At 72.1% G+C, this 12,656-nt stretch carries 13 protein-coding genes; 8 read left to right on the plus strand and 5 right to left on the minus strand.

Going from position 1 to position 12,656, the window contains the following annotated elements:
• Positions 1–26 precede the first annotated feature (26 nt).
• The 3 genes from ACFYW5_RS26740 to ACFYW5_RS26750 all read right to left on the minus strand — a co-directional run bounded on the left by ACFYW5_RS26740 (position 27) and on the right by ACFYW5_RS26750 (position 2,672).
• The gene (locus tag ACFYW5_RS26740) at positions 27–815 is read right to left on the minus strand and encodes an MFS transporter (RefSeq protein WP_389419628.1); all 789 of its coding nucleotides are present in this window, start codon (positions 813–815) and stop codon (positions 27–29) included.
• 149 nt (positions 816–964) lie between these two features.
• Positions 965–1,825 (minus strand): DUF4440 domain-containing protein, encoded by an 861-nt coding sequence (locus ACFYW5_RS26745; protein WP_389419629.1) that lies wholly within the window; start codon positions 1,823–1,825, stop codon positions 965–967.
• The gene (locus ACFYW5_RS26750; protein WP_389419630.1) at positions 1,767–2,672 is read right to left on the minus strand and encodes a helix-turn-helix domain-containing protein; all 906 of its coding nucleotides are present in this window, start codon (positions 2,670–2,672) and stop codon (positions 1,767–1,769) included. The genes ACFYW5_RS26745 and ACFYW5_RS26750 overlap by 59 nt, the downstream gene beginning before the upstream one ends.
• Before the next feature lie 679 nt (positions 2,673–3,351).
• Between ACFYW5_RS26750 and ACFYW5_RS26755 the strand changes: the two genes are divergently transcribed.
• Positions 3,352–4,725: a PP2C family protein-serine/threonine phosphatase gene (locus ACFYW5_RS26755; RefSeq protein WP_389419631.1), complete on the plus strand. Its 1,374-nt coding sequence runs from the start codon at positions 3,352–3,354 to the stop codon at positions 4,723–4,725.
• A gap of 265 nt (positions 4,726–4,990) precedes the next feature.
• Here ACFYW5_RS26755 and ACFYW5_RS26760 read toward each other — a convergent pair whose 3' ends face one another.
• Positions 4,991–5,425: a MarR family winged helix-turn-helix transcriptional regulator gene (locus tag ACFYW5_RS26760; RefSeq protein WP_389419632.1), complete on the minus strand. Its 435-nt coding sequence runs from the start codon at positions 5,423–5,425 to the stop codon at positions 4,991–4,993.
• A gap of 197 nt (positions 5,426–5,622) precedes the next feature.
• Here ACFYW5_RS26760 and ACFYW5_RS26765 point away from each other — a divergent pair, with 197 nt between their 5' ends.
• From ACFYW5_RS26765 to ACFYW5_RS26790, 6 genes are all read left to right on the plus strand, one after another.
• A complete protein-coding gene (locus tag ACFYW5_RS26765) occupies positions 5,623–6,795 on the plus strand; it encodes a PP2C family protein-serine/threonine phosphatase (RefSeq protein ID WP_389419633.1) in 1,173 nt (390 codons plus the stop codon).
• 137 nt (positions 6,796–6,932) lie between these two features.
• Positions 6,933–7,823, plus strand: a complete 891-nt coding sequence (locus ACFYW5_RS26770; RefSeq protein ID WP_389419634.1) for an STAS domain-containing protein — start codon at positions 6,933–6,935, stop codon at positions 7,821–7,823.
• Entirely contained in the window at positions 7,820–8,239 is a 420-nt protein-coding gene (locus tag ACFYW5_RS26775; RefSeq protein WP_389419635.1) for an STAS domain-containing protein, read from the plus strand. Before ACFYW5_RS26770 ends, ACFYW5_RS26775 begins: the two co-directional genes overlap by 4 nt.
• On the plus strand, positions 8,236–8,682 hold the full coding sequence (locus ACFYW5_RS26780) for an ATP-binding protein (protein WP_389419636.1): 447 nt from the start codon (positions 8,236–8,238) through the stop codon (positions 8,680–8,682). The genes ACFYW5_RS26775 and ACFYW5_RS26780 overlap by 4 nt, the downstream gene beginning before the upstream one ends.
• Entirely contained in the window at positions 8,679–9,755 is a 1,077-nt protein-coding gene (locus ACFYW5_RS26785; RefSeq protein WP_389419830.1) for an ATP-binding SpoIIE family protein phosphatase, read from the plus strand. The genes ACFYW5_RS26780 and ACFYW5_RS26785 overlap by 4 nt, the downstream gene beginning before the upstream one ends.
• A complete protein-coding gene (locus tag ACFYW5_RS26790) occupies positions 9,739–11,559 on the plus strand; it encodes a PP2C family protein-serine/threonine phosphatase (protein ID WP_389419637.1) in 1,821 nt (606 codons plus the stop codon). The genes ACFYW5_RS26785 and ACFYW5_RS26790 overlap by 17 nt, the downstream gene beginning before the upstream one ends.
• Before the next feature lie 85 nt (positions 11,560–11,644).
• On the opposite strand, the gene ACFYW5_RS26795 is transcribed toward ACFYW5_RS26790, so the two are convergent.
• A complete protein-coding gene (locus ACFYW5_RS26795; protein WP_389419638.1) occupies positions 11,645–12,166 on the minus strand; it encodes a MarR family winged helix-turn-helix transcriptional regulator in 522 nt (173 codons plus the stop codon).
• A gap of 193 nt (positions 12,167–12,359) precedes the next feature.
• On the opposite strand from ACFYW5_RS26795, the gene ACFYW5_RS26800 reads away from it, so the two are divergent.
• The gene (locus ACFYW5_RS26800; protein ID WP_389419639.1) at positions 12,360–12,641 is read left to right on the plus strand and encodes an amphi-Trp domain-containing protein; all 282 of its coding nucleotides are present in this window, start codon (positions 12,360–12,362) and stop codon (positions 12,639–12,641) included.
• Positions 12,642–12,656 lie beyond the last annotated feature (15 nt).

Raw genomic sequence — 12,656 nt, forward strand, 5'->3', positions numbered from 1 at the left:
AGGGGAGGGGCGCTCCAGGAGGCCGTTCATCGCCCCCTAGGGCGAGTTGCTCTGTCCAGCCGCCGGGCCAGCAGCGTCATCGCGACCATGAGCAGGACCGGCACGAGCATCGCGATCCGCAGCCCGGCGACCTCCGCGGCCGCCCCGATGACCGGCGGGCCGGCGAGGAAGCCGCCGTAGCCGACGGCGGAGACGGCGGCGATGGACGGGCCCGGCCGGTCCGGGTGCAGCTCGGCCACGTGGCTGAAGACGACGGGGACGACCGCCGCCAGCCCGAGGCCGAGCAGCGCGTAGCCGACCAGTCCGGACACGGGGGAGGCCACCGCCACGGCCACGGTGGCGCCGAGCCCCGCGACCAGCCCGCAGGCCAGCATGAAGGGGACCGTCCCCGCGCGGGCCCGGATGCGGTCGGCGGCCAGCCGCCCGGTGACCATGCCGGCCGAGAAGACGGCGAAACCGGCGGCGGCGGTGCCGTCGTCGGCACCGGTGGCGTCGTGCAGGTAGACCGCCCCCCAGTCGTTCAGCACGCCCTCGCCCATGAGCGCGCAGAACGCGATCAGGCCCGGGATCCACAGCCCGCCCCTGGGCAGCGCCAGCGCCGGCCCCGGGTCGGTGGCGTCCGGCGGGTCCGGGAGCAGGATGGTCATGGCCCCGAGAAAGGCGGCTACCGCGACCAGCCCGGTGACGAGGAAGTGCGGCCCGACGCCGACGCCCTGGCCGGCCGCCACGCTCCCGGCGCCGGCGCCGGCGATGCCGCCGAGGCTGAACATCGCGTGGAAGCTGCCCAGGATCGGGCGCCGGTAGGCCCGCTCCACCAGGACGCCCTGGGTGTTGTACCGGAGCGGCTTTCGGACCGGTTCGACCTTTGCATGACTGTCTCGGCGGCTTCAAGTGGGTATGTAGTGGCACGTCCTGGGTAATGCCTCGGTGACCAGGCAGGAAGTCGACGCAATTGCCGAAGAGTTCACGGGGTGGACACATCCGCCGGGCCGAGTCGGGGCTTCTCCGACCGGGGCGCTACCTGGTCGACCTCTTCGGGCGTAGGCGTCAGCTGGGTCAGGGCGCAGCGCCAGCGTTCGCCGTCCCACACGAACACGTCGGTGGCCCACTCGTCCGCGCTGAACGGCTTGCCCCGGAAGGCGCCGTTGTTGGTGCCGTGAGTGATCACCAGGACCGTGGTGTCGGACACCGGTGCCACGTGCTCGACGTCGAAGGTCATGGTGTCGTGGGTCAGGTCACCGGCGGCCACCAGATCGAGGAACGTCGAGCCCTGGGTGACGCCGTTGCCGCCGACGAACCTCCAGTCCGGGGTGGCGAAGCGCCCGATCGCCTCGGCGTCGTTGGCGACGATGGCGGCGGCCCAGTCGTCGAGCAGGGCCGCGAAGGTCGCGTGATCGGCCTTCGGCGCCGCGCCCTCGCCCCGATAGGTGCCGAAGCTCCACAGGTTGCCCTCCGGATCGCGGGCGGTGAAGCCGCGTGAGCCGTAGTCCTCGTCGACGAGGCCACGCACGATCTCGGCCCCGGCGGCGACGGCTCGCTCGAAGAGGGCGTCGGGGTCGTTGCACACGACGTACACGGCGTCGTTGCCCGGGACGCGCCGCCCCCAGGCGGACCCGTCCTTGGCGGTGGTCCCCAGCATCACGCCACCGCCGAGCGGCCAGCGCAGCTCGGCGTGCTCGACGATCGACGGGGCGTCCTCTCGGGCGTGGACCGCGGTCTCCCGGAAGCCGAAGACCTCGGTCAGAAAGGCGATCGCGGCGGGTGCGTCACGGTAGGTGAGGCACGGCCAGACGGTCGTTGTCGTTGTCGTGCTGATTGCGTCCATACCGTGACGATGCCCCCGCGCCACCGGCACTGTCTTGGACGGATGGAACATCACCCGCCAGCAGCTCGGTCGGCGTGCAGCCGGCCAGCGCGACGAAGTCCCGGGTCAGGTGCGACTGGTCGTAGTACCCGCACACCGCCGCCACCTGGGCGATCGACACGAAGGGCGGCGAGCGCCGCAGCATCCGCTGGGCTCGCTCGAACCGCACCACCCGGGCCGCGAGTTTCGGCGTCAGACCGAACTCGCTGCGGAAGCGCCGGGCGAGGTGCTGGCGGCTCCACCCGCTGTCGTCGGCCAGGTCGCGCACGGACACCTCGCCGCGGGAGGCGACCACCGTCTCCCAGGCGAAGCGGAGCTCGGGCGCGGGCGCGCCGTCTCCGGCCAGGCGGCCCAGGACGGCGTCGCAGACGGCGAACCGCTCCTCCCAGCCCACGGTCCTCTGGAGGCGTTCCCACAGCTCACGGCCGGTGGCCCCGACCACGTCCCCCAGCTCGACCGAGAGGTTCCACAGCTCGCCCGCCGGCATCCCGAACAGGGCACGGCTGCCGAGCGGCGTCAGCTCGACCGCCACGCCCTCCTGGTCGCCGCTGTGCGAGATCAGTGCCGACGAGGCCTGGAGGCCGCTGAGCACGCACCCGTAGGTCTGGGGAGACTGGGCCGGATCCGTCTGCGCCACCACATCGATGTCGTCGCCGATGCTGACGATGAAGGTCATGTGCCGCGAGGGAAGACCGCGGTGCAGCCCCGGCGGAAACCCCGTCAGCCGGTATCCGCAGTAACCCTCGATGAAGGGCCGCAGCGCCGGGACCGGTGCGGCCAGGACCCATTCCTCACACCGCTCCACCATTTCAAAAGTGTACGAGCCCTTTCCGTGCCCGAGGCGGGCCCGCCCGGACCACATGCCGACCGCCCTTGAGGGGCGTAGCGTCCAGGTAGGGGCCGCCTGGGGGTACGTGCGGCGTTCCCGGTCCGCGCCCCGACGGGAGCAGATGGCATGACCGGTACGGCTGGTGCGGTCCCGGACGCCGATGCGCTGGATGCCGCGTTCGCGCAGACGGTGCGGGGGACCGGCGCGTCCCTCGGCGCGCTGTACCTGCTGGCGCCGGGGGAGCAGCTGCTGTGCCTGGAGGTGCTGTGCGGAGCGCCGCTGGAGTTCGCGGCACCGTGGACGCGGGTTCCGCTCGCCGCCCCGGCGCCCGTCGCGGACGCCGTCCGGGAAGACCGCCTGGTGTGGGTGAGCGGTCAGGAGGAGATGGCCCGTTCCTACCCGCGCACCGCCATCGTGCTGCCCTACCCGCTGGCGCTGGCCGCCGCGCCGGTCAGCGGGGTGCGGCCGTGGGGCTCCCTGCTGCTGATGTGGCCGGCCACCCGGCCGCCGTACATGACCCAGCGGGAGCGGGGCAACATCACGGCCGGCTGCCGGCGTCTGGCCCGGCTGCTGGAGGAGGCCGCCGAGCGGGGCGGTGGCGCCACCCGTCGGCGCCAGCCACGCCTCGTCAGCCCGGGAACCGGGGCCCGCTCCCCGAGTGGGGACAGGACCGTCGCCGACTTCGTCGAGCGGCTTCCATCTGTACCCGGACGCAAGCGGCATCAGCGCCCGCATCATCCCCCGCGGCGGGCACCCGCCGCCCGCACCGGCGCCCCGCCGGTCCCCGGGCACCGTCCCCCCGGCCCGGGCCGGTCAGCTCTATCAGCTCACGCATCTGGCCGCCGCGCTGACCGAGGTCGTCGGGGTCCAGGACGTCGTGGATCTGGTCGCCGACCAGATCATGCCCGCCTTCGGAGCCCAGGGCCTGGTCCTGTCCACCGCGAGGGGCGGCCGGCTGCGGATCACCGGTCACCGCGGCTACAGTTCCGAGACCATCCGGCGGCTGGACAGCCTCCCGCTCGACACGTCCTTCACCCCGGCCGGGCAGGCCCTCAGCAGCGGCATTCCGGCGTTCTTCGCCGACCCGGAGGAGATGCGGCGCACCTACCCCGAGGCGCCCCTGGTCAGTGGCAAGCAGGCCTGGGCGTTCCTGCCCCTGGTCATCTCCGGCAGGCCCGTCGGGATCTGCATCCTGTCCTACGACACCCCCCACGCGTTCCCCGCCGAGGAACGCGCCGTCCTGACCTCGCTCGCCGGGCTCATCGCCCAGGCCTTCGACCGCGCCCGCCTGTACGACACCAAGCACGAGCTCGCCCACAGCCTCCAGCAGGCGCTGCTCCCGCGCAGCCTGCCGGAGATCACCGGCCTGCGGGTCGCCGCCCGCTACCTGCCCGCCACGCGGGGCATGGAGATCGGCGGGGACTTCTACGACCTGATCCGGCTCGGCGACACCGCGGCAGGGGCCGTCATCGGCGACGTCCAGGGCCACAACGCGGCCGCCGCGGCGCTCATGGGCCAGGTCCGGACCGCCGTCCACGCCCACGCCACCCTCGGCACACCGCCCGACCAGGTCCTGCACCGCACCAACCGGCTGCTCACCGACATCACCCCCGACCTGCTCACCAGCTGCCTCTACGCCCATCTGGACTTCGCGCGCCAACGCGCCACCCTCGCCAGCGCCGGCCACCCCCCGCCCCTGCTGCGCCTGCCCGACGGCGACACCCGGCTCCTCGCCGTGCCGCCCGGTCCACTGCTCGGCGCCGATCCCGCCGCCGACTTCCCCGTGACCGAGATCCCCCTCACCGAGGGCACGCTGCTCGTCCTCTACACCGACGGCCTCGTCGAAACCCCCGGCGCCGACCTGGAAGAGGCCATCACCCGGCTCGCACACCACCTGGCCGCCGCCGACGACCGTGACCTCGGACTCCTCATCGACGACCTGCTGAGCACGTCCGACACGAGCGGCCGGCGCACCGACGACATCGCCCTTCTGGTACTGCGCCACGAAACGCACCGCGACCGGCCGGAGTGACCGGCGGCGGTGAACCGGCGGCGGTGAACCGGCGAGAAATTTTCACCGCGCGCGCACATCCCGGGTACATCTGGGTACCCGCATTCAGGGGTAGTTGAGCTCGCGCATTGTTGTCGTTTGACAACAGTAGTTGCGAGGCAACAGAGTTACCACTGTCGGACATGCGTGGGAAGGATCTGGGAATGCTCCGGTGGGCGGAGACCGGCCCGTGTACTGGTCGCCATCACCGAACGGCAGCGGAGACACCGACGCCGGCGGCCAACGGTCAGGCGGTACGGCTGCTCGGATCCGAGGCGTTGTGGTGTATCTGGGTCGACGCGGTGGCGCAGAACGCCTCCAGCCCTTCCAGCAGGGCAATCCGTTTGGCGGCGGGCATATCCGCCAGCACCCTCCGCACTTCCCGCTCCCTGCGGGTGCGCAGTTCGGCCAGGAAGGTCCGCCCTCGCCCGCTCAGGTGCAGCCGTACCTCGCGTTTGCTCTCCGCGCTCACCGCTCGCTCGATCAGCCCGGCCGCGTGCAGCCGGTCGCAGAGCCGGCTGGTGGACGGCGGGGTGGACGCCAGGGACTCGGCGAGCGAGCGCAGGTTGATCCCGTCGTTGTGCTCAAGGATGTGGAGTACACGCAGCTGGGACGCCGAGGCGGGCGCGGTCGAGGCCCGGCCCCACACGACTTCCAGCAGCTCGGCGGCCGTGGTCGTCACACGTGCGACCTCGGCGGGCTCTGGATGGCGGCGGAAGGCAGTCACAGTCACACTCTCGCAGGCGCTCGGGCGCCTGTCAGCGTACTAGGGGAGCCTGCCGAATCAAGGGACGGCCCCGAAGGCAGGCGGGCCGTGCGGGCCCATTGCAGGGGAAAGGTATCCACGTTGCCCGGCGAAAGACAGGTGTATTTCTCGCGATGAACAGATTTGTGACCGCTGAACGCGCGCTGCGCACGGCGGCTCCTCACGAGCTGCTCGACGCCATCCGCGCCGTACTGACCGATCAGTACGGCGCGGAGGACGTCGAGCTGTTCGTCGCCGACTACAGCCTCACCGTGCTCCAGCCGGTGTCCGTGCTGCCGCACACCCTGGAGCCGCTGTCGGTGCACAACACGCCGGAGGGCAGGGCGTTCGGTTCCCAGCGGCCGTACCACGAGGAACGGCGGGACGGCCGGATCCGGCTGCTGCTGCCGGTCAGTGTGCGCGGCGACCGGCTAGGTGTGCTGGCCGTCACCCTGCCCGGCGCCGAGGTCGCGCGCCGGTGGGAGTCGGAGCTGGCCGAGGTGGCCGATGTGCTGGGGCACGAGGTGCTGGTGGCCGAGCGGGACACCGATGTGTATCTGCAGGCCCGGCGCAAGGAACGGCTGACCCTGGCGGCGGAGATGCAGTGGCAGCTGCTGCCCGGCCGCTCCTGTTCCCGTGACGAGTACGACCTGGCGGCCCAGCTGGAACCGGCCTACGCCATCTTCGGCGACAACTTCGACTGGTCCGCCACCGGGGACCGGCTGATGCTGTACGTCACCAACGGCATGGGCGAGGGCATAGAGGCGTCCCTGCTGACGAACCTGGGCATCAACGCGCTGCGCAACGCGCGCCGGGCCGGGATCGGCATCGAGGACCAGGCTGCCCTGGCTGACCAGGCCATTTACGCCCACTATCAGGGTCGTTGCTATCTGTCCGTGCTTATGTTCGACTTCGATCTGGCCACCGGCCGGGCGAAGGTGGTGGACGCGGGCTCGCCGCAACTGCTGCGCTTGCGCGGCGGGGCCGTGGAGCACGTTCTCTTCGAGGCGCAACTCCCCCTGGGCATGTTCGAGGAGACCGACTACGTGGCGCAGGAGTTCCAGGTCGAGCCCGGCGACCGGCTCGTCTTCGTCAGTGACGGCGTGCATGCCGTCTCCTCCCCGAAGGGGGAGACGTACGGAGACGCCCCGCTCGACCGCGCCATCCAGGCGACCCGCCTGCTGCCGGCCGCGGACGTGCCGCGTGCCATCCTGCGTGAATTGACTGCTCACCGGGGCGAGGCCTCGGCGGACGACGACGCCTTGGTCGTCTGCCTGGACTGGCGCGGGAGACAGGGGGAAGGGTAATCGGAGCCCGCGGCGAGAGGCGGCGATCACGTGTTGTTCGCCTTGCACCCGCGCGCTAACATTTGCCATGCAGCAACAATTGGTGGGTGCCTTGCCCCTCGGCGGTGCAGGGGCCCGCAAGAGGGAGACTGTTTTAAGTGGCGGAGCACTACACGGCCCCGGAAGTGGCGCAGAAGCTGGGAGATTTCCTGGAGCGGCGCCAGGAGCAGATCGCCCAGCGGTGGGCGGACGCCGCCTTGTTCCGCACGATCTTCACCGTCTCCCGGGACGAGGCCGTGGAGGCGTGCAAGGCAGTCGTGGACGCCCTGGCCGACGTGGCCCGCAGCGGGCGCCTGGAGGACGTCGACGCCCCCGGCTTCAACACCGTGCGGGACCAGCTGGGCCGGATGGCCTTCTCCCGGGCCGAGGCCGGGTTCAGGTCGTCGCACATCGCGGACGAGGTCGCCGGGCTGCGGCAGCCGATCACCGCGGTGCTGAGCGCGGAGCTCGCGGATGACACCGACGAGGACGCCCATGCCTGCCTGGTCGCGCTGACGATCCTGATGGGGACCCTGCGCGTGGTGGTGATGGACACCACGGTCAACTCGGGCGAGGCGCTGATCGCCCGGCAGCGCGAGCAGCTGCTGGAGGTGGCCACCCCGGTCATCCAGCTGTGGGAGGGCATCGTCGCCGTACCCCTGATAGGCACCCTGGACAGCGCGCGCAGCCAGGTGGTGATGGAGAGCTTGCTGGAGGCCATCGTCGCCCAGCGGGCCCGGTACGCCATCCTCGACATCACCGGCGTCCCGACCGTCGACTCGCTGGTGGCCCAGCACCTGATGAAGACGGTCGCCGCGGCCCGCCTGATGGGCGCGGAGTGCATCGTGTCGGGTATCCGGCCGGCGATCGCGCAGACCATCGTCCACCTCGGCATCGACCTGGGCACGATCATCACGCGGGCCGGCCTCGCCGACGCCCTGGCCTACGCGCTCGCCCAGCAGGGTGTGGGCGTCTCGCCCCTGTCGACGGCGGGAGAGACCCCGCGGTGACCGGAACCTCCGCACCGCACCCGGACATGGTGCCGGTGCTGGCGCTGGGAGACGTCCTCCTGGTCACTCTGCAAGGCGCGCTGCACGACGAGGTGTCCGAGCGACTCCAGCAGGACATCACCCATCGCATCGCGAACAGCCCCGCACCGGTGAGCGGCGTCGTGATCGACATCTCCGGAGTGGAGATCGTCGACTCCTTCCTCGGCCGGATCCTGGCCGAGATCGCCGGAAGCGCGCGCCTGCTGGCCGCGCGGACCGTGCTGGCCGGTATGCGTCCGGCCGTGGCCATCACCCTGGTCGAGCTGGGCCTGACCCTGCCCGGCCTCCAGACGGCCCTGGATGTCGACAGCGCCCTGTCCCTGCTGGGGCGCACGCCTCCGTCGGGGGCGGCCGACCGCCCGGAAGCGGGTGCATGATGTCTGCCCCACTCGTCTCGCCCACGCGTCTGACCATCGGCTCGGACACGGACCTCGCCCTGGTACGCCAGCAGGTGCGCCAGATCGCCGCCGACCTCGGCTTCGGTCTGGTGCAGCAGACGAAGCTGGTGACCGCGGCGAGTGAACTGGCCCGCAACGCCCTGGTCCACGGCGGTGGGGGACATGTGGACATCACGCTCCTGCGCAGCGGCGCCGACCGCGGTGTGCGGCTCTGCTTCGTCGACCGGGGCCCCGGCATCCGGGACATCGACCTGGCCATGACCGACGGCTACACCTCCGGTGGTGGCCTGGGCCTGGGGCTGAGCGGAGCCAAGCGGCTCGTCCAGGAGTTCACCCTGGACACCCGGGTCGGGGAGGGCACCACCATCACCGTCACCGAGTGGCTCTCCGGCCTGCCCTCGCCGCGTTCCGGAGCGACATGAGCTGGGTCTGGGACATTCCGGTCCCCGAGAGCACCCGGGTCCGGGATGTGCGCGTGGCCGCGGAAGCCGCCTGCGCCCGGGTAGGACTGGACGACAGGACCACCGACGCCGCGGCGCTGGTGGCCACGGAGCTGGCGACCAACCTGGTCAAGCACGCCAGTGGCGGCCGGATCGTGATCAACCTGGTCGGCCGCCCCGACGTTCCCGCCGACGCGCCTCCGTGTGTGCAGATCGCTTCGATCGACCACGGCCCCGGCATCCGTGACGTCGCTACGGTCCTGCGGGACGGCTACACCACGTCGGCCTCCTCCCTGGGCGCGGGGCTGGGCACCTGTCGGCGCCTGGCCACCGACTTCGACCTGCACAGCCGGCCGGGCCGGGGCACCGTGGCCGTGGCCCGTATCTGCCCCGCCGGGTCGCACCACGCACGGACCCGCCCGCCTGCGGCAGGCGTCCGGGCCGGAGGGATCAACACCTCGCTCGCCCAGGCCGAGCACTCCGGGGACGGCTTCGCCTGGGTACGCTCCGGATCCCTGGTCACGCTGCTGCTGACGGACGGTCTCGGCCACGGCAGCAAGGCCGCCGATGCGTCCACCACCGCCATCGACGGCCTGCACCGGACCGCGCACCTGGGGCCGACCGAGATACTTCGCTTCCTGCACGGTGCCCTGCGCGCCACCCGGGGCGCCGCCATCGGCGTCGCGCAGCTCGACGAGAGCGAGGGCCGGCTCTCCTACGCCGGTGTCGGCAACATCGGAGCCCGGCTGTACCTCGACGGCGCATGGCGGGCGCTCATCTCGCACCCGGGCATCGTGGGCGCTCACTTCCCCGCCAACGTCCCCCTGCACCAGTCGACTTGGCACCCGCAGAGCCTGCTCGTCCTGCACAGCGACGGGCTGCCCAGCCGCTGGGTGCCACCCGAGGACCCCCGGCTCCCCGCGCACGACCCGGCCGTGGTCGCCGCGGTTATCATGCGAGACGCCGGCAGCGCCGCACGGCCGCAGCGCGACGACACCAGCGTGGCCGTACTGGCCCCGAATCACCGGACGGACGTCCATGACAGACACCCCTGACGTCTGGAAACTGACGTCGATCACCGACGCCGCCCGGGCACGCGCCGCCGTGGAGCGCATCACCGCCGACGGCCGGACGCCGCCGCGGGACCGGGCCCGCTTCCTCACCTCTCTGTCCGAACAGCTGCGGCACTGCCTCGGCCAGGGCGGGGAGTGGGAACTGCGGCTCCACCTCAGTGCCGCCACCGCCGGAGACGAGGGCCGGCTGGACGCCTACCTCGGTCCGGCAGGTTCGGCTCAGCGCCCCGACGCACCCACCCTCACCTGCCCGCTGCCGCACCGGCCGGCCCCCGTCGACGACCGTGCCGCCCCGCCGCTGCCCGAGGCCCTGCTGCGCGCCGACGACAACACCGCGGCCGTACTGCGTCTCCTGGACGAGCAGGAAGACCTCGTCGAGTTGCACCGCGAGGAACTGCACCAGACCAACCAGGGCGTGCTGGCGTTGCACTCCGAGCTGGAGGCCGCGGCCGAGGTCCAGCAGGAGCTGCTGGAATCGGAGCGGATCGCGCGGGCCGAGGCCGAGCGGGCCCGGCGCCTGCTGACCTTCCTCGCCGACGCGAGCGCCGCCACCGCGGCCACGCTCAGCCGCAGCGACATCCTGCGCCGCCTCAACGACATCCTCGTCCCGGACTACGCGGCGCAGCTCGACATCTGGCTCTTCGACAAGGAGGACGGCGAGAGCGAGGAAGCGACCCCGCAGCGCGCCCGGGACCACTCGGCCGCCGCGGTCGCCGCCGCCCGTACGGGCCGCCCGCAGCACGCCGCCGAGCATCCCGGCGGCCTGCCGGGCGTGGACGACCTGCCCCCCTCCGCCCTGTCCCCGGAACGACCGCTGCTGGCCATTCCCCTGGTGGCCCACCGCCTGCTGGGGGTCCTCACCCTCGCCGCTCCCGGGCCCCGCTTCGACCGGGACACCTCCGTGATGCTGGTGGAACTCGCCCGCCGCGTCGCCACCGCACTGGAGAACGCCCGCAACTACGAGCGGTACCGCGACACGGCCGAGGCCCTGCAACGCGCCCAGCTCACCGACCTGCCCCACTTCTCCGGACTGCTCCTGGCCGCCCGCTACCTCCCGGCCACCTGGGGCATGAACATCGGCGGCGACTGGTACGACGCCTTCCTCCAGCCCGACGGCAGCCTGCTCGCCGTCATAGGGGACGTCACCGGGCACGGACTGCACGCCGCCGTCGTCATGGGCCAGCTGCGGACGGCGCTGCGCGCCTACGCCGTGGAGAGCACCAGCCCGGGCGACATCCTGACCCGGCTGCACCGCATGCTGCGCCACCTGCAGCCGGAGCTGTACGCCACGGCGATGATCGCCCGTTTCCGCCCGGACGAGCCGGAGGTCGTGTGGGCGTCGGCCGGCCACCCGCCCGCCGTCGTGCGCGGCGCCGACGGCACCGTAAGGATCCTGGACGCCCAGCCCGGCGTCATGCTCGGCATCCCGGTGAACTGCGAGTACAAGGACCACCGGACCGAGCTGCCGGCCGGCTCCTCGATGGTGCTCTACACCGACGGGCTGGTCGAGCGCCGGGCCGAGGGCATCGACGGCGGCATCAGGCGCCTCGGCCGCGCCCTGGAAGGGCTGAGCGCCCCGGAACTGGAGCAGAACCCGGGCACGGCCGCCGACACCCTGCTCAAGCACCTCCTGCACGACTCCGAACGCGACGACGATGTGTGCGTGCTGCTGTGCCATACGGTCGTGCCCTCGGAGCGGGAGCGGGCGCTGGCTCCGAAGCGGTCCCTTCCCGCCCAGCTCTCCGGCAGGACGAGGGACGGCTACGGGGCGCGCGGCACGCGCTGAGGCGGCAGGGGTAAGGCTTGGCGACGGCTCACCGGGCCGGCTGCGCGTCGGTACCCGGGGCCATGGGCCCAGGTCCGGCAAGAGGTCACGGGGCGGCCGAGGGCCCGGAGTGCCGTCCACCGGGGGCCCGCCGGGCCGTGTGCTGAGCGGACAGGAACGCCTGCATGCCGCGGCTCAGCGCCTCTCGCTCGGCAGGGGTCATGGCCGCCAGGACCGCGGCGAGCGCCTGCGACCGGTGCAAGGCCACTTCTCCCAGCACCTGCCGACCGTGCCCGGTGAGACTGAGCTGCACCTCGCGGCGCTTGCGGGGGTGCAGCACCCGTTCCACCAGCCCGGCCGCCTCCAACCGGTCACACAGTCGGCTGGCGGTCGGAAGCCCTATCTCCATGCCCTCCGCCAAGGACGTCAGGTTCAGCCCCGGCTCCAGCTCCAGGACCCGCAGAGCCCGCAGCTGGTGCGGCGACAGCCGCAGGCTGGCCTGCTGGGCCGCCTCCGACCACAGGGTCGAAAGGTCGTCCACCGCATCGAAGATCGCCAGCGCGAGGGACCGCAGCTCCTCGCCCCGTCCGCCCGCCTGGCCGTCTCCGAAGCCTCCGAGACGCGTCACGCATCCATCACTTCCAGCAATCGCCTGCCCATGCGCATACCACCCTCATACAAGCGCGGTACCCGAAGAGCCGCCGACCAAGCACCGCCGGTCGAGCCATCGTAGGCAGTTGGGCCGGGAATCGGGTGGTCGAGATGCCAGGGACGAAGACAGACCGGACAATAAGTGCGTTCTGGGTCGGTTCCAATTCTCGGTGCGGAGGACGTCCGTCGAGGCCGAGCTGGACGTGGGCCGCGGGGTGCTCAGCCTCCGGATTCTTGACCAGCTGCGAACCGAGGTGGAAGTCGAGGTCGGCGGCGGCGAGATCGAGTTGGAGATCGAGCTGACCTGGCCGATGGGCGCGTCGGCTTCCGCGGACACCGACACGGCAGAGGAACCGGAGCCGGCACCGGCGAAGTCGGCCGCGAGGTCCGCACGGGCCCGCAAGACGGCAGCGACCACCAAGCGAAGGCGTACGGCGGCGAAGGGCAGCTGAGAACTCGGACGTGAG

This window comes from Streptomyces sp. NPDC002779 (assembly GCF_042888685.1).
Lineage (GTDB): Bacteria > Actinomycetota > Actinomycetes > Streptomycetales > Streptomycetaceae > Streptomyces.

Excerpts from the sequence above, each read along its gene's own strand:
- ACFYW5_RS26745 (WP_389419629.1), bottom strand. The coding sequence starts at position 1,825 with ATGGACGCAATCAGCACGACAACGACAACGACCGTCTGGCCGTGCCTC.
- ACFYW5_RS26785 (WP_389419830.1), top strand. The coding sequence starts at position 8,679 with ATGAGCTGGGTCTGGGACATTCCGGTCCCCGAGAGCACCCGGGTCCGG.
- ACFYW5_RS26780 (WP_389419636.1), top strand. The coding sequence starts at position 8,236 with ATGATGTCTGCCCCACTCGTCTCGCCCACGCGTCTGACCATCGGCTCG.
- ACFYW5_RS26765 (WP_389419633.1), top strand. The coding sequence starts at position 5,623 with ATGAACAGATTTGTGACCGCTGAACGCGCGCTGCGCACGGCGGCTCCT.
- ACFYW5_RS26790 (WP_389419637.1), top strand. The coding sequence starts at position 9,739 with ATGACAGACACCCCTGACGTCTGGAAACTGACGTCGATCACCGACGCC.
- ACFYW5_RS26750 (WP_389419630.1), bottom strand. The coding sequence starts at position 2,672 with ATGGTGGAGCGGTGTGAGGAATGGGTCCTGGCCGCACCGGTCCCGGCG.